The sequence below is a fragment of the Pedobacter sp. GW821-FHT01D05 genome, from assembly GCF_059422505.1.
Map to the genome: position 1 here is coordinate 122,334 of NZ_JBWKXA010000005.1, position 20,355 is coordinate 142,688.

A 20,355-nucleotide genomic window follows, 5' to 3' on the forward strand; every position below is an offset into this window, starting at 1 on the left:
ATACGCTCATTATGTTTTGAATTAGAAAGGTTGATTGTATTTTCCTGTCAACGCTTTATTTTCGATACTTTTTGCAAAGTTGGGTGTTTCTTCGTGGTTGTGGGCGTCAGAAGCAGCTTGTCTGGAAGCTGCGGCATCAGCTAGATTCACATTGTGTTCTTTCAAGTATTCAAACATTTCCGGTGTTGCCGTTGCGTGAATTTCGTTCGTATACAAGGTAGTGTTATCATCAATTTTTGTAGCCTTCAGTTCCCATAGAACCTGAACTTTGGTGCGACCTCCTTTTGTGATAGAATCTGATACTGATAACATTCTGCAGTAATCCGGACGGTGCTCTACAGCGACATAATGCTGCACCATCAGCGCATCACCAATTGTTTCTACATTTAATGATACCGGTTCGCCATCATAAGTTGAAGAAATGGCTGCGCCGATATGTTGGGTTGAGCATCGCTGATATTCAGCATCAGGAAGGTTTAATAACCAATCTGCGATGTTAACTTTTTCGATAGGTGCATTGATGATCGCCGTAACTGTAGAGTGAGACAATGCATTTTCTGGTGTTTGCAAAATTTCCATAATGTTTGGGTTTTAATTCTTTTAATTTGATGATATAAAGCTACCACCAACCCATTTAAAATGAATTTACTCTTCGATGAACAGGCAAAAAATGTCGTTAAATATGCAAAAAAAACACATGGAGAGGTAAAAGCCAAAAATGATCAATGGTTTGAAATGAAATCCAACTGGCTAATAAACCTGAATTTTGGCATCCACGGTTAACTCCCGGCGTTTTTATCCTATTATAACCCATAAAAAAATCACTGCAATTTTACAGTGATTTTCTAAACTCCAACATGAAATAACCTAAGGGAATATTTAAATCCCATCATTTATACAGCCACTTTTTAATCAGCTTGGTATAATTTGGCATTACCACATAAACCATCAATAATACAATACATCCCGAACCAACTAAAGCATCAAAATAGTGATTTACCGGAATGTTTACCCATCTTAAAAGTGGAAACAGTAAAATTGGAATGACGAGTGATAAAGGATAAATGGCTGACCAGGTAGCAAGAAACTGTTTCCATCGAGCAGGTGATTTGTTATCCTCATTTTCCGCGTTGAAAAGAAAATCCAAACCGGATTTTATCTGATACCGATCATTTTTTCTGAAAAAAGGATTCGCTTTTTCAATCAGTCTTTTCCGTTCTGGAGATTCCATCCAGCGCTTAAGATGATCGATGGTATCAAAGCGGATAATAACTGTATAAACAAATGTCAACTTAGGAATCGGCCTTACGATCTGTAAATCGATAAAACCTTCCGAATGTTTAGAAATGGGTACGATTTCATCTAACCATTTTTCATATTCTTTTTGTTTACCCGCCAAAATATGGTGGGTAATTACTACTGACGCACCTGTATTCTCCATGTACTGATAAATTTTAATGGATTAAAAAAAGCTATTTAATAAAATTAACAACCTCTTTTTCAACTAGTTTATAATCATCAATGAGGCAATACTATTTTTTTAAAATTGTTCCAAGAATATTCTTGCTTCGGCAGTTGCATGAATCAGCGTATTTTCCAACTCTTTTATAACCAGTTCTGTAGTTGCATTGGATTCAGAAACCATTTCAAGTATATCTAATTTCTCTTCTAACAAGTTTAGTAATCCCATCATGGCAATACTGGTTTTAAAATCGTGGGCCCTCAGTTTTACGGTTGCAAAATCATTTTTTTGATATGCAGCTATAAGCTGTTGCAAATGATTTGGAATGTGATCAATAAACTGCTGGGTAACTGTTTTTTCAAATGTAATATCGCCATCGCTAATAGACCGCATATAATTTAGGTCTAAGAATTGAAAGCGGGAAGCAGTTTCTTCAACTGCTACTTTTGTTTGGTCTAGCTCCTGCAATCCAAAATTAGCTATCAGTTTAAAAAGTTCTTCTTCTTTTATAGGTTTGGAGATGTATTCGTTCATCCCCCTACTCAAGCATTTTTCTCTTTCGCCCGCCATTGCATGTGCCGTCATGGCTATAATGGGAATATCTAATTTCAGGACTTCACGAATCTGTTGAGCTGCCGTATAGCCATCCATTTGTGGCATTTGGATATCCATCAACACCAACTCATACTTTTGATGGCTAAGCTGTTCAATGGCCTCTAAACCATTGGATACGATATCAAAATCGATGTTCCACTGCAGTAACAAATGTTCCATTAAACTTTGATTGATAGCATTATCATCAACCACAAGGACACGCAAAGGAACATTTGATCTGTCTTTAAAATAAGCTGTATCCACAGCCGCTGATGAACTAATTTGGTCTTGAGAAATAACATAGGGAATGTAAAAATGGAAGGTAGTTCCTATTCCCTGTTCACTGGTAACTTCAATATTTCCATTTTGCAACTGTATTAAATTTTTCACGATTGATAAACCGAGCCCGGTTCCACCGTAATTTCGGGTAACGGAATCTTCACCCTGGTTAAATCTTTCAAAAACTTCGTTTAATTTTCCTTTATCAATCCCTATTCCTGTATCAGAAATCTTGAAGCCAAGGGTTACTTTGTTCTCTATCTGTTCTTTTTTATAAACTTCAATGTTGATTTTTCCCTGCTGTGTAAATTTGATGGCGTTACCAATCAGGTTAACCAAAACCTGTGTAAGTCTGGTGGCGTCACCGGTTAAAGTATCTGGAATGGATGCGTCAACTTTGCTGGATATGGTTAAGCCCTTTTCTTTTACACGTTCCAAAAAAAGTGTTTCCACAGAATTTATTAATCCATTGATACTGAAAATTCCCGGTGTGATGCGCATCATTCCAGCTTCAATTTTTGAAAGGTCAAGTATGTCATTAATAATGGCCATTAAATTTTCTCCAGACCGTTGAATTGAGGATACAAATGCTGTAGAAGTGGCATCCAAAGGTCTTTTCAGCAATAGATTGGTAAAACCTAGAATACCGCTTAATGGTGTTCTAATTTCGTGACTCATATTAGCCAGGAAATTTTCTTTTGTCTGTGCAGCCACTGATGCTTTCTTTTCAGCCACATCCAATTCCATGATTAATAAATGTTGTCTGCGAAACTGACGGATAATATGAAAACCTATGACTGCACCACTCAAAACAATTAAAATCAACAAGTAAATATCATACTTACTTGACTTTTCCCCCATTTCCTCACTCCTTTTACTCAGCTCAATCATATGCAATTGCCTACTTCTATAAATTTTAGCCGTAATGGAAGTAATTTCGTTGGAAATTGTTCTTGCACGGGGATTAGCGATGGAACTTTGATCATCCATATTTCCCAAAGTAAGGTAGCGCCGCAAAAGTGTCTCTTTTACAACCTTTTTATCCAGTGAAAGTACACTTAGCCGATGTATTAATTTTTCTTCGTTAACATCGGCATTATCTCTCGAAAGAGAATCCAGAAAGCTTTCGATCTGATTAATTTTTTGATCGATTCCTTCAAGATGTGAAGTATCATTAGTAGCGATAGATGCCCTTATCCTACTTTCCACCCCCAAAATATCACGATCGATTTCCCTCAAGTGGTTACTGGAACGCAACTCGTGTAAAAGTGTATTGTTATTTTTTATCAATTCCCTGGTATTGTTGGCTGAATTGATCTGCAAAGAAATTAACAATATTGAATCGGCAATGAACGTAAGCATAATCAAATAAGCGAAGCGCTTATTGCCCATAACTGTTGAAATGTTAATCATAAATTAAAATATAAGTTGATAATTATGAATGTTTGAAATCAAACTTATCATACAGTAGAGCTTAAAAAGGCATCATTAGTTATTGCTTAGAAAACATTCATTCTGGTATTAAGTGCTTTTCGGTAAGCATCGGCAACAGGGATAAACTTTCCATTGATGATGATTCCACCATCCTGAAGTGTATCGATTTTACTAACGGCCACAATGTACGAGCGATGAACTCTGATAAAATTATCCTTTAACAGACGCTCTTCTGCAGACTTCATGGTGCCATGAATCGCAAACATCCTTTCTTTGGTGTAAAACTTCACGTAGTCACCCATTGCTTCGGCGTAAAAAATATCATCCAGTTTCAATCGCCTGGTAATATTAGCATCTCTTACGAACAAAAACTCATCTTTCTCATACCTCACATTCTCCTTTCTACTATCAAATATTGCCTGGGCTTTACTCACCGCTTGTAAGAATCTGGCAGGGGTAAATGGTTTGAGGATATAGTCTGCGATATTTAGTTCAAAAGCTTCTAACGCATATTCCTTTTTGGATGAGGTAAAAATGATAATGATATCCTTGCCTGACAGGCTTTTTGTAAGTTCAATCCCATTCATCTCTGGCATTTCGATATCCAGAAATATCAGATCTATTTGATTTGTCTGTAAATGATGATAAGCCTCTATTGCATTTGCATAATCATTTACAATGATAAGATTTGGGATTTTTTTTGCCAAATGTGCCAAGGTGGTTCTGGCGATATCATTGTCATCAACGATTAAAGCTTTCATAGAGATAGTTATTTATGATTTACATCAAATATAATTACTCTATTTTTAATTTGACGCTACAGGATTTAAATTACCTAAAATAAGAACGGATCATCCAGGCCATTTCTTCATGAGTTTCCATTAGGCCTGTAATGAAATCGCTTGAACCATAATCTTTGTATTTTTCTGCAAAGGGGATAATATTTCCACGTAAAAACTCAATAATACTTTCGTGGTCTTTTAAAAGATCTTTCATAAAACCTAAACCATCATTTGTTCTTTCGCTGTATTCAGCAAGATGCGTAATTTCTAAATAACTTTTCATTGTTGCAGGTGCATAATGGCCAATTTTTCGCATGCGCTCAGCAACACTGTCAATTAGTTCATCCAGCTGTTTGTACTGAGCCTCAAAAAAAATATGATTGGCATGGAAGTTATCACCAGTTACATTCCAGTGTGCATTTCTTGTTTTGGTGTAAAGTAAAAACTCGTCGGCTAATAATTTTGCCAATTCCACAGCAACTGCATCTGTGTTTTTTTCGGTAATTCCTATATTGGTTTTCATCTTTTAAAATTTCTAATTTTAAGCTGTATTGCTCTTAATTCATATTTAAAGGTCAGTAAGAATCTGATAAAGATCACAGAAATTTCGTTGAGTAGGCAAAATCAGTCGTTGAAGAGGGGGTTAAAAATGATGGTGCTGCAGTGGAACTATCAAAAAAGGCAATATGTAATTACAGAAGTGTATCTCCATAATAGAAAAAACCAAGCTAAAGGATAGCTGTGAAAAATTATTTCTAAACTAATCTCCGCCTCCCCTCTTACCAGATTGAACCATTACCATAAATACTTTGAACAAGGCGAGAGTAATTGAAAACAATGATTTGGCATAAAAAAACCGGACTTGAAATAGTTCAAAGTCCGGTTAGTACCCAAGAGGAGATCTGATAGCTATCGGATCGAACTCTCACAAAAAGTTCCCAGTCGGTAGCTTTACTGGTAAAACTATCAGTATAAACCCCTTGTAAATGTTCATCTAATCGTTGGGATAAATCTAAACAACTACCAGTATAAAAACGGTTCAATTTTTTTGAAAAAAGAATATAAACTGATGCCATATAACGAAAAAGAGTTTGGTAAAAACCAAACTCTTTGTACCCAAGAGGAGATTCGAACTCCCACACCCGTACGGGCGCCAGCCCCTCAAGCTGGTGCGTCTACCAATTTCGCCACCTGGGTATTTACTATTAAATCATTCCCGAAGGCGTCTACATCCCGATAGCTATCGGGATCGCCACCTGGGTTTGAATTGTTGCAAATATATAAATTAACCATCTTGCGCTGCAACATTCACAAAATATTTTTTGAACCGAAATTCCGGAAAGCAAATCTTAACATGATAAACCATATACAGTAACACAAATTCAATTATAAACAGTAACACGACTTACTATAGAAACCGTATAAGACAAATATATCAGTGTGACTTTTTAGACGGACTTTCGTCGCACTTAAGTCGGGGTTTCGTCGCACTTATGACAATTATACCCGAATAAAATCCGACGTAAATCAGAAGCAAATACAAATTATTTGTTTACTAATCAGCAATTTGCTATTTTGTTGTATACATAAACTAACGCAATTATGGGAAAGATAGAAAATGGAATTAACGGTGGATTTACCGGAACAGTAGGTGCCGTAACTGGCTATTACCTAAATGGGAAATGGATAATCAGAAGCAAGCGCAGAAAATCGGTCAAAAACAAAATAGGTAGCGCAGATCAAAAGGCCTGCAGGTCCCGTTTTACAATGATGCAAACCTTTTTAAGTCCGATTGTCGATTTTGTGAGAATTGGTTTTAACATGGAATCGAAAAAGCGAATGATGACTGCACATAACGCTGCAAAATCTTATAACATGTTAAACGCACAAAATGCAGCTGGCGAAATCGACTACGGAGCCCTGCGTTTGACCTTTGGAAATATTAGCGGTGCAACAGACGTTAAACTTGAACAGGATGATATTGGTGTGCATTTCAGCTGGTCGGATAATTCCAATGGCGATCACACCAGGAAACATGACCAGGTGATGTTAATGGTTTATGATGTGGAGAACAAAACGGCCATCTATGAAACAGGGGGCGCCAGGCGGTCAAAAGAAAGGGAAAGCCTGGAAATTCCTTCCTTTTATAAAGGAAAGACATTTCACACGTGGATAGCTTTTATTTCAGATGACAGAACGGAAATATCAATGAGTACCTATTGTGGCACTTTTATTTTTTAATAGTAGCGGAATTAACCGCTATACTATACGATTTTAACATTCAAAAGATAGTCCATCGTAAGCCAGATGGATATGCTCAGGTAAATTCTTTTCTACATCGGCATGTTTACCCAAATTATGACTGATGTGTGTAAGATAAGTAGTTTCCGCACCTACCCTTTCCGCAAAGGCAATGGCCTCACCTAAAGTAAAATGAGAAATATGTGGTTCTTTTTGTAAGGCATTCAATACCAGTATTTTTGTTCCCTTAATTTTTTCGAAACTTTGCTCTGATATGGTTTTGGCATCCGTGATGTACGTAAAATCGCCAATTCTGTACCCTGTAATGGGCAACAAATGGTGCATCACTTCAAAAGGAATAATGGTGGTTTCGCCAATTTTAAAATTTTCGCCATTGGTTACGGTGTGCAAATTAATCTGCGGCAAACCATGGTATTTGGTTTCAGCAAAAATGTAATAGAACTCTCTTTTTAAAGCCGCTTGAACCCTGTCTGTCGCATAAACATCAATTACCTTATGCAGCAGGTAATTAAACGGCCTGATATCATCTAAACCGGCAATGTGATCCTTGTGTTCGTGGGTAAACAACACCGCATCCAGATCTTTTACCTTTTCGCGTAAAAGCTGGTACCGGAAATCAGGCCCGCTATCTACCACGATGGTTTTATCAGCTGTTTCGATTAATATCGAAGTCCGTAAGCGGTTATCTCTTTTATCGGCAGATAAACAAACTTCGCAATTACAAGCAATTACAGGAACGCCTTGTGATGTACCAGTACCTAAAAAAGTAACTTTCATCTGCTTAAACTTTCCTTTCTATAACTGTAATGCTGGAGTTGTATCTTCATTAAAATAATTCGGTTTGCTGTAAGGATAGGTAGAATTGGCGCTGTTTTTCTTCTAACAGGTTTTCGTCTGTATTGGTTTGCTTAACCAAAGTTACCAATGCAGCAATTTTTCCTTCCAGATTTGAAAATTTATTTACCACAATAACCTTATTGTGCTCGAGCAGGCAAGAACCGGTTTTAAAATTCCCTTTCTCATAACGAACCTTATAGCCCATAGCAAAAAGCAGGGTTTCTAATTTCTCTAAGGTATGGTTTGTTAGTGGCAATGACATTGGAAACAAACTTAGATAAATCTGCGCAGCATTCATAAACACATGATGAAAAATTTATCAACCACTATGTTCATTTCCATCCTGAACAATGTCCTATCAAGTACACTTACTAAAGCGATCGTCATGCTGAACTTGTTTCAGCATCTTTCCTGCCATTACTTATCTTGACTACTTAACAAGCAAAGTTCATTTTCCCGCTCTTTGCCGCGGGGGCATGATACTTTGGAGCGCCAAAGTACCCAAAGCGCTTTGTCAATCCAGCAATGAGCCCTTTGCACAATCCTACGCCCATCAAAAAAACAGCGGCACTTCGTTTAATCAGTTTTGTTTGTGTTTTCTTTGGTCTGATTGAGCCCTTCGGGGTTTGTGTTCAATATTTTTTAAATTTTAAATCATGGCTCTTGAACACAAAACCACTGGGTTTTAGGTTTATTAGTGCCAATTTACCTGAACTGCACCTGTTTTTTTGATTTCCCTGGCTCTTGGGATTGACGGCGTTCTTCGGTAAAACCTGTGTGTTATTAAAGCAAGTTAGCATGATGCCTAAACTATTCTCAAAAAAGATGTGCTCTATATAGCAGAATTTAAATCGGTGCCATAGCGAATGGCGGGACTGTTGCCACCTAAGAATTACTGCAAATGCTTTTCAAAAAAGACAATATATGGCCTATGATACACCTAAAAATCTGATTTCAATAAAACAAAAAAGGTTCAGTTGTTTCCAACTGAACCTCCAGGTTTCATCCCGCCCAGGCGGAAATGACAATTATCTTAAATCTACCACTTCAACACCAGGATATTTTTTGGCATCGAAAGCAAAAGTAGTTTCCGGTACATTTACATTAGGCGAAAAAGTTTTCACATTGTAAGTGTATTTGTTTCCGTTTTTATCGAACAACACCACGTTGGCAATTTGTTTAGCTGCTTTATCAATACTTAAACGTACTTTAAAAATCGATTTTTTAGCATCAACAGGTGTTAAATCAATCATTTGGTAAGTTTTGGCACCTGCTTTTTCTTCACCTGTGTAAACATATTTAAATCCTTTTTCATAAACCGTAAAAATCTTTGCAGGATTAATGGCATCGCCACTGTTATCTACATTGCTTACCTGCACCTCTTTGTCTTTTTTCAAATAAGTCCATTGGCTTTTACCATCGCTAAACAACTCTTGATTGGTCATAGCCACTTTATACTTATTAGAATTGGCTTTAACATACAAAGTACCTTGTTGGGTTTCTTTTACTTTTGCCTTTGGATTATCCAAAGTGAAGGTAAAATCTGTTTTTACAATATTATACGATTTGTATTTTTTACTCACCTCAGCTAAAATGGCTTTAGCTTTCGCATCAGTTTGAGCATAAGTTGAAGTTGTAAAAGCAACTACAACCATTAATGCTGAAATTAATTTCTTCATCTTTTCTTTTTTAAATTTTTCCTTTGAAACGTTAGAGTAGATTTTTCGGTATTGGTTTAATCTAATCTTTGTCATTCATACTATTCAAGAACTGTTCCAAAGAATACTCGTCAGGGTATAAAACTTCGCGCGCCTTACTTCCTTCAAAGGGACCAACGATTCCCGCAGCTTCCAATTGATCAATAATTCTTCCGGCCCTGTTGTAACCTAATTTTAATTTACGCTGTATTAATGAGGTAGAACCCTGTTGATGCATCACAATCAGTCTGGCGGCATCTTCAAAGAACTTATCACGTTCATTAGGATCAAAATCGGCTTTACTGCCCTCCCCAGCTTCATCTATATATTCTGGCAGTTGATAAGCATCGGCATAACCGCGTTGGTTACCAATATACTCCGAAATCCGGTCTACCTCAGGTGTATCAACGAAAGCACACTGTAGCCTGATTAAGTCGCTACCTGTAGATAAAAGCATATCACCACGGCCAATTAACTGATCGGCGCCACCACTGTCCAAAATGGTTCTTGAGTCGATTTTCGACAATACCCTAAAGGCTAACCTGGCCGGGAAATTGGCTTTAATGGTACCTGTAATAATATTTACCGATGGGCGCTGCGTAGCCAGAACCAGGTGAATACCAATTGCCCTGGCCAACTGTGCCAAACGTGCAATAGGCGCCTCTACCTCTTTACCCGCAGTCATCATTAAATCGGCAAACTCATCTACCACTAAAACAATGAATGGTAAAAAGCGGTGACCGTTATTTGGATTAAGCTTGCGTTTAACAAACTTATCGTTGTATTCTTTTAAATTCCTAACCTGTGCATCTTTCAGTAAATCGTAACGCTGATCCATTTCGATACAAAGTGAATTTAAAGTATTTACAACTTTTTTGGTATCGGTAATAATGGCATCGGCCTCTCCCGGTAGTTTAGCTAAAAAGTGTCTTTCAATTCTATTGAATAAGGTTAACTCTACTTTTTTCGGATCGACCAGTACAAATTTCAGTTGCGCAGGGTGTTTTTTAAACAACAGCGAAACCAGAATGGCGTTAATACCAACCGATTTACCCTGACCAGTTGCCCCTGCCACCAATAAGTGGGGCATTTTAGCCAAATCGGCTATAAAAACCTCATTGCTAATGGTTTTACCCAATGCAATAGGCAAATCCATGGTGGTTTGGCTCCATTTTTCAGTATTTAGAATGCTGCGCATCGGCACCATTTCTGGGTGTTGGTTAGGTACCTCAATACCAATTGTACCCTTGCCCGGCATTGGCGCGATAATGCGGATCCCTAAAGCTGCCAACGAAAGCGCAATGTCATCTTCCAGGTTTTTAATTTTCGAAATCCTTACCCCAGGGGCCGGAATAATTTCGTAAAGGGTAACCGTTGGACCAATGGTTGCCTTAATCTTATCAATTTCTATGTTGTAATGATTAAGGGTTTCTACAATTTTATTTTTATTGGCTTCCAGTTCTTCGGCATTTACCGAAATTTTATTGGTGCCATAATTTTCGAGCAAATCTATTGTTGGATACTTATAGCCCGATAAATCTAGTTTTTCATCATAATTACCAAACTGTTCAACCAGATCATCCGATTTTTTTTCTTCTTCGGTTTTTTCGATCGTAAAAGCAGGTTCCTTCTCGGTTTCAATTGGTGGTTCTACCGTTAATGGAAGTGTTGTTGCCGCAGCAGTAGCAAGTGGCAGATTAGTAGCCAATGGAGACAATACAACAGGTGCTACAGTTTCTTCCTCTTCTTTTTCTTCGAAACGGCTTGGCTGTAATACCACATTTTGTTGTTTACGTTCGTTACTTACTGGTTTATCACGTACCGGAAATTCAATGGGCGCTGAAGGTTCGTCGAAAGTTTTGTTCTTTACGGCCTGCTCTCTAATATCATTCACATAATCTGGCGTTTCGTTGTCCAGGTAAACTTCTTTCTCTTTACGTTCAGGAAATTTAAAATCAATGTTATAAGCGATGATTAAAATGGTTAATCCGGCAAAAGCAATTAGTCCCGCCACCCCAGCTGCACCAATTTGGGCACCTAATAATTTATTGCTCCAATAACCAAACTCGCCTTCTAAATAATGTGGCGATTCTGACCAGAAGCTATGTGCAAAACCTAAGGTTAGGGATATAAACAATAAAAAGAAAAAGCTATAACCCAATGTTTTCGAGATGGAAAGGATTTTAACTTTAAATAATAAACGGTAGCCGATAATAAAAAAGGCCAAAACGAACAAGAAAGATGCAATACCGAACCATTCGTAAATAAACTGGTGCGATAACAAAGCGCCAAACTTACCTAACCAGTTTTGAACTACCGGTATAGAAACACCAGCTTCTTTTAGTTCTTCTGTTGTTTTAAAAAGATTGCCCCAACCACCATTTGCATCGATTACATAACTCTGGTCATCTTGCCAGGTAAATAAATACGAGGTAAAAGCAATTAAAAAGTAAAGTGACAATATCACAAAAAACAGACCTGCAATTTTAACTGCGCGGCCATCTGCCAGATCGAAGCTTGGCAAAAAATCTCTTTTTTCTTTCGGCTGCCGACCTGATGATGATCTGCCGGGTGCACTTTCTGCACCTTTATCTCTGAATGTATTGGTTTTAAACTGGTTACCCCTTACCGACATTTTCTATCCTAAATAATTTAATATTGAACAAACTTAGATAAAACTGCGCAGCATTAACGAAAGCCTAACAAAAAAAATAATCACAAATTGTAAGCATTGCTGTTAGGACTTTTATCATACCACTCACCATTTTCAAGAAGCGCTAAATTTGCACCCCTGTCTATTGGTTTTATAATCTGCCTTAAATTAAATAAAAATATTCATCGGGCATTAAACCTTAAACAGAAATTATTGTCTATTATTTTAACAACACACAAGTTGTTACGTTTTGTCAAATGAAACGGATTTTGTTTTAGGTTTTATCCCGTTTTGCCTGGAGAGGTTAAACGGGATTTTTTATTCGCAAAACCTTATCGTTTTTTAAACCTAGAAGGTCTGAAATACTAGGTGACTTAGGTGCTCCGTATTATTTTGAAAAGCAGGGTTCTGTGCACTTCGGTTATAACAGTCCCGCTATCACTTCTCCCGACTTCTTTACGTCGGGATCGTTCTATCAGGTTTATTTAATACGGATCTGTAATGCTTAGGCTTTAAGATTAGTTGCTAATTAGACCTGTGGGTTTTGCGTTAGGGATTGTAAGGGTTCAGTACCGATCCTTCATCGGTACCGGAGCGAAGCGCAGCCCTGCAAAGCCCGCCCCTTGCGCAGCTTGGGTAACGCCCTAATGAGTTAACAGCTTTCAGTTGGCAATTTTCAACCAGCAGCTCTTTTTTTTTAGACATCATGTTTTTTTTGACCTCTGAGGTCTTGGTAGATTGCCTTACACTATATATATTTAAGCAATAAAGTTTACAATTTCTTAATTTTTGTTAATTTAAAGCGATTTTTGAAACAATATTATGGGTATAGCGCAACTCGAAGAACAAATTGAAGCTGGAAATTTACAGGCAGTAAAGGAAATTTTAGTTGAAAATCCAAAATTGGCAAATGTTGATACTTCTCATCACATCTCGCCACTGTTATTGGCCTGCTATTATAAAAAACAGGAAATTGCTGATTTAATTGCTGAATTTGTAGACGACCTAACCTTATTCGAAGCGTGTGCAGTGGGCAAATTTGATGCGGCATCGCAATTGATATTTCAAAGTCCTAATAGTATTAACGAATTTTCGGATGATGGATTTACGCCATTAGGTTTAGCCTGTTATTTCGGCCATGAAGATCTGGCCCGTTTTTTAGTTTTAAAAGGTGCAGACGTTAACCTCCCATCAAAAAATGGATTTAATGTATTTCCGATCCACTCGGCAGTTGCCGCTAATAATTTCAATATTACTAAAATGCTGTTAGATGCGGGCGCATATCCGAATGTTTGCCAGAAGGCAGGATTGGCGCCTTTACACACCGCTGCACAACTTGGAAACATAGAATTGATTATTGTACTACTGGAACACGGAGCAGAAGTTTCTTTACGCATGGAAGGTGGAAAACTGCCTGCAGATTTAGCCGCAGAAAAAGGCTTTAACGAAATAGCCGAAATTTTAAGAGACGATGACTAGACAGTTTTCAGTTGGAAGTTCTCAGTTTAATCAATTGCAAACTGGATATTATTAATTGCCTGTTGAACAGTTTTCAGTTCATATCCTACAAACTCTTACAGTTAACTGCAAATTGGATACTGCCAACTGAAAACTGAGCTATTCCCAAATCCTTAACCGCATTCTTTTCATATACGTCCTGATATCGAGCACAACAGCCGCCAAAAAATAGAACAATATTGGAAAACCTACCGCCAAAAAAGACGAATAAATAAAAAACAAACGGACTTTCGCTGTGCTCATATTCAACTTGTTAGCCAAATAAGTAGAAACACCAAAACTCTGTTGTTCAAAATAGGTTATAATTCTTTGGAACATTTTAAGCTTATTTTAAAAATCTTAATAACAATACCACAAGATAAAATCATTGGAAACCGAAATCATAATTTGATTTCCAAACTCTAATTTAGCAATAATAATCGGTTAAATTTTCAATAGCATATCCGATCTCAATTATTGCAAAACCAATTTTTCGAAATCCTGTTTATCCTCGTGTTTAATAAAAAGCGTTTGTTGTTCTTCCAGTCCGGAAAACTTTTTGATCAGTTCTGCCTTAAATTTATGGATATCGACATCTTTGTTTAAAATAACAGTTAAGGCATCGGCATTACCCCTAACCTCGATAATCTGATTAGGATATAGTTCTTTTAGCTCGTGTGGAAATTCCATAATTTAAAAACAGATTATAAGGTAGAAAGTTTTGTTTGAAATCAGCATCTGGTTAGGCTTGCTTTAAAATTTTTATTCCAATACCACAAGATAGACATTTTTTCTCATCGCAGTATTGCTTTTTCAGCTGCAAAATTCCTTGCGAAGCAAACGCATGATCCATCTTCACTCCTGCCCCGGTGAATTTATCTGTAATGGCATTTTGCTCGGCTGGCAAACGTTCCAACAATTTTATCGCCCTGCTAATATAGTATTGTGTACCCGTGTATTTACCATATGCGAATAAAAACAAAGCCACGGTATTTAGCAAAACATTATCAACGGATGTTTTTCCAATTTGCGTATTTACACCAGCGGTTTCTTTTTTAAAATGATAATGTGTTTTCCAGTAATCGTTTACCGGTAAATTTTCAAATAAAGCATGTAATTGAGCAATATCTCTGATCTCCATAATTTTAGAAAAAAGATGATTTGCTTTTACAATTAACGCTGCAAATTGTGCCAGTCTGATCGTAGGAAAGTTTTGCGGCCTCATGCGCATAAATTTCCACATCGAAACTTCTATAGGTTTAATATTGTATTTCTTTCGAAGAAACTGAAATTCGGCCTTTAGTTTTTTAGGGTACTCCTCTTCAAACTGATCGTTTAAAAAACCAGCGGCACCAAAAACCAGCGCCTCAATTTGGTTTGGGTTATTTTTGTGCTTGGCATAAATGTGCTGCGAAACGGCTTTGGCAAACAACTCAAAAGGCAGGGCATTTATTTTAAAGCCAAAATTACGCGCCATGAAACGGTAGAAAGTCTCATCCCAATTCCCATTTAATTCGTTTAAGGTTTCAGTAACAGCATTTGTTTTTTGCTCGAAACGCTCTATTAAGGTTCTTGATAAAAAAGAATCGACAATTAATTGATCTACTGTTCCAATCTGTGCAATGCAGGGAAAATCAGTTAAGGTAAGAAACAGGTTTTCATATTTTCTGATGAGATCGGTAGAGATCCGGTGTTTTAATTCCAAAACGGGCAAAACAGTATTGTCTATTCTTTTTATTTCCGCATCATGCTCATAAACAACATGTAATATTACATTTTCGTAGCCGGGATTAATCTGATGATTGTGTTTTAACCAATCTGACGACCTGAGGTGAATTTCTACATTACCCGCCCATGTGGCATTGTCAAATTCAATTTTCGCGTTAAAAAAATCCGGCCCGGCATTTTTGTTCAACAAGCCTGGATTGATAATTTTCAGGTTTTCTCCAGCAGTGGTTTGCAGCCCGCTATAATCAAACGACCTGAATTGCCATACATAATGAAGAAAATCTTCTGGAAAATTCATTCTTGAAGATAATGAATTTATTTGGCTATAACTAACTTATAAGTTTAAATTTCGAGCTTTTAATTACGCGCGACGTCACCCTGAATTTATTTCAGGGTCTTACAAGCAAAAAAAAGATGCTGACCACGAAGTAGCTATTAGACCTTTAAAGCTATAAAAACTACTAATAAAACAAGTTCAGCATGACGTTGAAGCGAAGTTTGGTTTAAATTAAATTAGTTCTGCTTTAAGCAAAATCTGCTCCATTTCTTTTTGAAGTTTTAACGCCTCTTCCCTGGCCTTTTCTGCAAAATCTTCTCCCTGACTGGCATAGATAATTCCTCTCGAAGAATTAATCAGCAATCCGCATTGTGAATTTAGGCCATACTTGCACACTTCATTTAAATCTCCTCCCTGTGCGCCAACACCCGGCACTAAAAGAAAGTGATTCGGTGCTAATTTACGTACATCACCAAAAGCGGCGCCACGGGTTGCGCCTACCACATACATCATCTGTTCATCTGTAGCCCACGTTTGCGATGTTTTAAGTACTTTTTCGAAAAGTTTATCTTCGCCAATTTCCTGCAATTGAAAATCGGCATGGCCGGCATTCGAGGTTAAAGCCAGAAGAATTACCCATTTATCTTTAAAAGTTAAAAAAGGTGTTACCGAATCGCTACCCATATAAGGTGCTACGGTAACTGAATCGAAACTCATATCTGATGATGTGGCATTGAAAAACGTTTCGGCATACATGGCAGAAGTATTGCCAATATCGCCGCGTTTGGCATCGGCAATAGAAAAAATATCCTGCGGAATATATTTCCAGGTTTCGATCAAAGTTTCCCATCCCTTTTTTCCATAACACTCATAAAAAGCAGTATTCGGCTTATAAGCTACACACAAATCTTTTGTGGCATCAATAATCTGTTTATTGAATTCCAGAATCGGATTTTCATACTTCAATAAGTGTTTTGGTATCTTATCTAACGAAGAATCTAATCCGACACATAAAAATGAACGTTTTTTTTGTATCTGCTCGAAAAGTTGTTGCTTGGTCATATATGGGCTTATTTGCTGCAAATATGAAGATTTTTAAGTTTTCTGAGCGACAAAATAATGCTCACATTAATTATTTTTATAAACATTTTAAACTTTTGCTTGCAGATTACGTTTCAAATACATACAATTGCACCATAATTTCTCAACCGTTTATCTGAATATCCCAGAAAAATTTATCAAGACTTGTTTTTTGTTACCATTTTTTAAAAGCACATTTTGCTTTTTATTCAGCTTGTAAACAATTATGAAACAATTTGAGCATTTTCCATAATGAACTCATTTAATGTTTTATAGCCTTAAGAATTTATACACAATGAAACTGCCAGGCCTACACTAACACAAATATATTTAAGCCTGTGTAGATTTATAACAGAAAACATCCGTTATAAACAAATGAAAAATTTCTTGAAACATATATATTTAGAATGTTTAGTAAAACAGAATTAAATGATAAGCTCACAACAGAATTACGTGAGCTAGCAAAAAGCTATGGCATTGAAGGTGCCGACTCCCTAAGAAAAATCGACCTTGTTGAAGTACTTTTACACCAACAAGAAATTATAAATGCTGCTAAAGCCGGTGCAGACCCTTATAGCGAAATCGAACCTATTGCAGCTACTCCTGCACCTAAAACCAAAGCTGTAAAAGCACCAAAAGTTGCCGCAGCTGCAGCCGCCGCTTCTACAGTGGCTGCTGAAAAGCCAGCTACAACAGCCGACAAGCCTGTTAAAAAAAGAGCAAGGTTAACGAAAGATGAGCCTGCAGCGCCAATTGAAAGAAGAAGAGATGCTGTAACGTTATTTGATGAGCCTCAACATCAACAACAGCCAGAAAGACAACCAGACAGAATTATTGAATCTGAAGAAAGTGTAAAACCTATCTCAGCTTTAATAGAAGAAAGTGCAGAAGTACTTCCGGCGGCACCGAAACAAAAACAAGAGCCTAAAGAAAAGCAGGAAAAACCGCAGCGCGACGAAAACCGCCAGCAAAAACAACCGGGCGGTGGCAATCACCACAAAAACGAAAACAGTTACTCTAACCTAGATTTCGACAACGTAATTACAAATGAAGGTGTTTTAGAAATTATGCCTGATGGTTACGGTTTCTTGCGCTCTGCAGATTACAACTATTTAACTTCTCCTGATGATATTTATGTATCTCAGTCTCAGATAAAACTTTTTGGTTTGAAAACCGGTGATACTGTAAAAGGTAGCATCCGTCCGCCAAAAGAAGGCGAAAAATATTTCCCACTGGTTCGCGTAGAAACCATTAACGGCAGAATTCCGGCTGAGGTTCGCGACCGTGTTCCTTTCGATTACCTCACTCCACTTTTTCCAACAGAAAAATTAAATTTATTTACGGATAACAGCAATTACTCTACCCGTATTATGGATTTATTTACACCAATTGGTAAAGGACAACGTGGTTTAATTGTAGCACAGCCAAAAACAGGTAAAACCAATTTATTAAAAGAGGTTGCCAACGCGATTGCTAAAAACCACCCGGAAGTTTATTTAATTATCTTATTAATTGATGAGCGTCCGGAAGAGGTTACTGATATGGCCCGTAGTGTAAGAGCAGAGGTAATTGCCTCTACTTTTGATGAGCCAGCTGAGCGCCACGTTAAAATTGCCAATATTGTTTTAGAGAAATCGAAACGTTTGGTAGAAAGCGGGCATGATGTGGTAATCCTTTTAGATTCGATTACACGTTTGGCCAGAGCTTATAATACAACAGCACCGGCATCAGGTAAGATATTATCTGGTGGTGTTGATGCAAACGCATTACACAAGCCAAAACGTTTCTTCGGTGCGGCACGTAACATCGAAAATGGTGGTTCGTTAACTATTTTAGCTACCGCATTAACCGATACAGGTTCTAAAATGGATGAAGTGATCTTCGAAGAATTTAAAGGAACAGGTAACATGGAGTTACAATTAGACCGTAAATTATCTAATAAACGTATCTTCCCTGCAATTGATATTACGGCTTCAAGTACCCGTCGCGATGATTTATTGTTAGATAGAGATATTTTGCAACGCGTATGGATTTTACGTAACCACCTTGCCGATATGAACAGTCAAGAGGCTATGGAATTTGTTCAATCTCAAATAAAAGGAACAAAAAGTAACGAAGAGTTCTTAATTTCGATGAACAGCTAAATTAAGGTTAAGGGCTGGAAGGTTGAGGGTATAAGGGTTTTCCCAGCGACCTTCCAACCTTCCAACCCTCCAGCCTTCCAACCGTATGAAAAAACATTTCCCTAATGCGATTACCTGTGCAAACCTTTTTTCAGGTTGTATTGGAATCGTTTTTGCATTTAAAGGCAATCTGGAAACCGCAGCCTATTTCGTTATTTTCTCTGGAATTTTCGATTTTTTTGATGGTATGGTTGCGCGTTTGTTAAATGTGAAATCGGCAATTGGAAAAGATCTTGATTCTTTGGCAGATATGGTAAGTTTTGGGCTCTTACCGGGGGTAATCATGTTTCACTTATTAAAGGCAAGCGATTATTCATCTGAATACCTCCCTTATCTTGGATTTATCATTACTATTTTTTCGGCACTTAGACTGTCCAAATTTAACAACGATACCAGGCAAACAGAAGATTTTATTGGTTTGAATACGCCTATGAATACTTTGTTTATCTGTTCTCTGCCTTTTATTGCAAACGATTATCCTCAGCTTATTGCTTCTAGCATTTTACTGATTGCCATTACAGCAATTACAAGTTTTTTACTGGTGAGCGAAATAAAAATATTCTCTTTAAAATTCAGCGATTTAAGCTGGGCGAAAAATAAAATCAAATTTATCTTCCTCATCCTGTCGGCAATATTAATTGCTTTTCTAAAATTTGCAGCAATTCCTTTTGTACTGGTACTGTATATTGCTTTATCTTTTCTGCATTTTAAAGGAGCAATTCCAAATAATAATGCTGAGAGATAATTTATTTTATAAAAATCAATATAAATGACGCAGAAGTTTAAGGAGATAACTCCCTCAAGCTTTCGTCATTTCGAGCGGAGTACAACGCAGTCGAGAACCCGAAGGTTCAGCGAAGCTAAATCTGCCTAGATTAGATCTCTCCGTTTCGCTGCGCTTCAGTCGAGATGACGACGCTTTTTATTAAAGTCTGTCAATGGTAGTGTAGTCGAAGGGCCCTTTTTTCGTTTTATAAGCTTTAAAAGTCTTAATAGTATTGGTAAAGATACGAGCTGGGCGATCCTAATATAAGCCTTGGTCGCCTCTGCATACATTACAAACTTGATACATTAAATCTTTTTAACCTCAAGCGGATCTTTAATATTTCTCCAAATATCGAGCATCGTTTCTCCCAATAGTGGATGCATAACCTCTGGTGCAATCTCAGCCAAAGGCTCCATTACAAATTTTCTATCCTGCATATGGGGATGAGGCACCTGAAGTTTATCCGGAATATTGATAATTTCATCTCCAAAAAGAACTAGATCTATATCAATTAAACGTTCTCCCCATTTATCTTTTCTTACCCTGCCCAATTCCTGTTCGATACTTAATGCAAGATCTAAAACGGCCAGGGCACTTAAATTAGTCTGCAAACCTACTGCCTGATTCAAAAAAGCAGGCTGATCGGTTTTTCCCCATGCAGCAGTTTCATAAAGTGCCGAAACAGCAATCACATGACCAATTTTATCGTTCAATAGTTCGATGGCTTTTTTCAAATTCGCCTCCCTATCGCCTAAATTTCCACCCAGTAACAAATAAGCCGTGTTGTACTCTAAAGCTTTATTAAGCATCATGTATTTTTATAT

General features: G+C 37.3%; 21 protein-coding genes and 1 tRNA gene. 5 read left to right on the forward strand and 17 right to left on the reverse strand.

The features are described 5' to 3' along the window. Positions 1-21: 21 nt before the first annotated feature. A complete protein-coding gene (locus AC07VK_RS17980; RefSeq protein WP_492962223.1) occupies positions 22-579 on the reverse strand; it encodes a hypothetical protein in 558 nt (185 codons plus the stop codon). Positions 580-639: 60 nt separating this feature from the next. On the opposite strand from AC07VK_RS17980, the gene AC07VK_RS17985 reads away from it, so the two are divergent. Beyond that, on the forward strand, positions 640-783 hold the full coding sequence (locus AC07VK_RS17985) for a hypothetical protein (protein WP_492962225.1): 144 nt from the start codon (positions 640-642) through the stop codon (positions 781-783). 106 nt (positions 784-889) lie between these two features. On the opposite strand, the gene AC07VK_RS17990 is transcribed toward AC07VK_RS17985, so the two are convergent. The 6 genes from AC07VK_RS17990 to AC07VK_RS18015 all read right to left on the reverse strand — a co-directional run bounded on the left by AC07VK_RS17990 (position 890) and on the right by AC07VK_RS18015 (position 5,748). Further along, the gene (locus AC07VK_RS17990) at positions 890-1,441 is read right to left on the reverse strand and encodes an antibiotic biosynthesis monooxygenase (RefSeq protein WP_492962226.1); all 552 of its coding nucleotides are present in this window, start codon (positions 1,439-1,441) and stop codon (positions 890-892) included. 99 nt (positions 1,442-1,540) lie between these two features. Next, positions 1,541-3,574 (reverse strand): ATP-binding protein, encoded by a 2,034-nt coding sequence (locus AC07VK_RS17995; RefSeq protein ID WP_492962227.1) that lies wholly within the window; start codon positions 3,572-3,574, stop codon positions 1,541-1,543. A 260-nt stretch (positions 3,575-3,834) separates the two neighbouring features. After that, the gene (locus AC07VK_RS18000; RefSeq protein WP_492962229.1) at positions 3,835-4,530 is read right to left on the reverse strand and encodes a LytR/AlgR family response regulator transcription factor; all 696 of its coding nucleotides are present in this window, start codon (positions 4,528-4,530) and stop codon (positions 3,835-3,837) included. 70 nt (positions 4,531-4,600) lie between these two features. After that, on the reverse strand, positions 4,601-5,074 hold the full coding sequence (locus AC07VK_RS18005; RefSeq protein WP_492962231.1) for a Dps family protein: 474 nt from the start codon (positions 5,072-5,074) through the stop codon (positions 4,601-4,603). A gap of 349 nt (positions 5,075-5,423) precedes the next feature. Continuing rightward, entirely contained in the window at positions 5,424-5,627 is a 204-nt protein-coding gene (locus AC07VK_RS18010; RefSeq protein WP_492962233.1) for a GIY-YIG nuclease family protein, read from the reverse strand. Positions 5,628-5,664: 37 nt separating this feature from the next. Then, a tRNA-Leu gene (locus AC07VK_RS18015) sits at positions 5,665-5,748 on the reverse strand. Positions 5,749-6,153: 405 nt separating this feature from the next. Between AC07VK_RS18015 and AC07VK_RS18020 the strand changes: the two genes are divergently transcribed. Continuing rightward, positions 6,154-6,792, forward strand: a complete 639-nt coding sequence (locus AC07VK_RS18020; protein ID WP_492962235.1) for a DUF6266 family protein — start codon at positions 6,154-6,156, stop codon at positions 6,790-6,792. A 33-nt stretch (positions 6,793-6,825) separates the two neighbouring features. Here the strand turns inward: AC07VK_RS18020 and AC07VK_RS18025 are convergent, their stop codons facing one another. From AC07VK_RS18025 to AC07VK_RS18045, 5 genes are all read right to left on the reverse strand, one after another. Next, entirely contained in the window at positions 6,826-7,590 is a 765-nt protein-coding gene (locus AC07VK_RS18025) for an MBL fold metallo-hydrolase (protein ID WP_492962237.1), read from the reverse strand. Positions 7,591-7,639: 49 nt separating this feature from the next. Beyond that, positions 7,640-7,912: a hypothetical protein gene (locus tag AC07VK_RS18030; RefSeq protein WP_131029079.1), complete on the reverse strand. Its 273-nt coding sequence runs from the start codon at positions 7,910-7,912 to the stop codon at positions 7,640-7,642. A gap of 766 nt (positions 7,913-8,678) precedes the next feature. After that, positions 8,679-9,329, reverse strand: a complete 651-nt coding sequence (gene lolA1 / locus AC07VK_RS18035; RefSeq protein WP_057933023.1) for an outer membrane lipoprotein periplasmic chaperone LolA1 — start codon at positions 9,327-9,329, stop codon at positions 8,679-8,681. A 61-nt stretch (positions 9,330-9,390) separates the two neighbouring features. Continuing rightward, positions 9,391-11,982: an FtsK/SpoIIIE family DNA translocase gene (locus AC07VK_RS18040; protein ID WP_492955133.1), complete on the reverse strand. Its 2,592-nt coding sequence runs from the start codon at positions 11,980-11,982 to the stop codon at positions 9,391-9,393. Positions 11,983-12,549: 567 nt separating this feature from the next. Further along, positions 12,550-12,708: a hypothetical protein gene (locus AC07VK_RS18045; RefSeq protein ID WP_492962239.1), complete on the reverse strand. Its 159-nt coding sequence runs from the start codon at positions 12,706-12,708 to the stop codon at positions 12,550-12,552. A 114-nt stretch (positions 12,709-12,822) separates the two neighbouring features. Here AC07VK_RS18045 and AC07VK_RS18050 point away from each other — a divergent pair, with 114 nt between their 5' ends. Next, positions 12,823-13,479: an ankyrin repeat domain-containing protein gene (locus AC07VK_RS18050; RefSeq protein ID WP_492955131.1), complete on the forward strand. Its 657-nt coding sequence runs from the start codon at positions 12,823-12,825 to the stop codon at positions 13,477-13,479. A gap of 138 nt (positions 13,480-13,617) precedes the next feature. Here AC07VK_RS18050 and AC07VK_RS18055 read toward each other — a convergent pair whose 3' ends face one another. The 4 genes from AC07VK_RS18055 to pyrF form a co-directional block, all read right to left on the reverse strand. Continuing rightward, positions 13,618-13,836, reverse strand: a complete 219-nt coding sequence (locus tag AC07VK_RS18055) for a PspC domain-containing protein (RefSeq protein WP_029277136.1) — start codon at positions 13,834-13,836, stop codon at positions 13,618-13,620. Positions 13,837-13,971: 135 nt separating this feature from the next. Continuing rightward, the gene (locus tag AC07VK_RS18060; RefSeq protein WP_492955130.1) at positions 13,972-14,187 is read right to left on the reverse strand and encodes a hypothetical protein; all 216 of its coding nucleotides are present in this window, start codon (positions 14,185-14,187) and stop codon (positions 13,972-13,974) included. Between the two features lie 52 nt (positions 14,188-14,239). Continuing rightward, positions 14,240-15,523 (reverse strand): DUF2851 family protein, encoded by a 1,284-nt coding sequence (locus AC07VK_RS18065; protein ID WP_492962241.1) that lies wholly within the window; start codon positions 15,521-15,523, stop codon positions 14,240-14,242. 210 nt (positions 15,524-15,733) lie between these two features. After that, positions 15,734-16,564: an orotidine-5'-phosphate decarboxylase gene (pyrF, locus tag AC07VK_RS18070; RefSeq protein ID WP_492962243.1), complete on the reverse strand. Its 831-nt coding sequence runs from the start codon at positions 16,562-16,564 to the stop codon at positions 15,734-15,736. A 425-nt stretch (positions 16,565-16,989) separates the two neighbouring features. On the opposite strand from pyrF, the gene rho reads away from it, so the two are divergent. Continuing rightward, complete coding sequence (gene rho, locus AC07VK_RS18075; RefSeq protein WP_492955127.1) at positions 16,990-18,726, forward strand: transcription termination factor Rho; 1,737 nt, start codon at positions 16,990-16,992, stop codon at positions 18,724-18,726. 85 nt (positions 18,727-18,811) lie between these two features. Continuing rightward, a complete protein-coding gene (gene pssA, locus AC07VK_RS18080; RefSeq protein WP_492962245.1) occupies positions 18,812-19,510 on the forward strand; it encodes a CDP-diacylglycerol--serine O-phosphatidyltransferase in 699 nt (232 codons plus the stop codon). A 326-nt stretch (positions 19,511-19,836) separates the two neighbouring features. On the opposite strand, the gene folK is transcribed toward pssA, so the two are convergent. Further along, positions 19,837-20,343 (reverse strand): 2-amino-4-hydroxy-6-hydroxymethyldihydropteridine diphosphokinase, encoded by a 507-nt coding sequence (gene folK, locus AC07VK_RS18085; protein ID WP_492962247.1) that lies wholly within the window; start codon positions 20,341-20,343, stop codon positions 19,837-19,839. Positions 20,344-20,355: the final 12 nt, after the last annotated feature.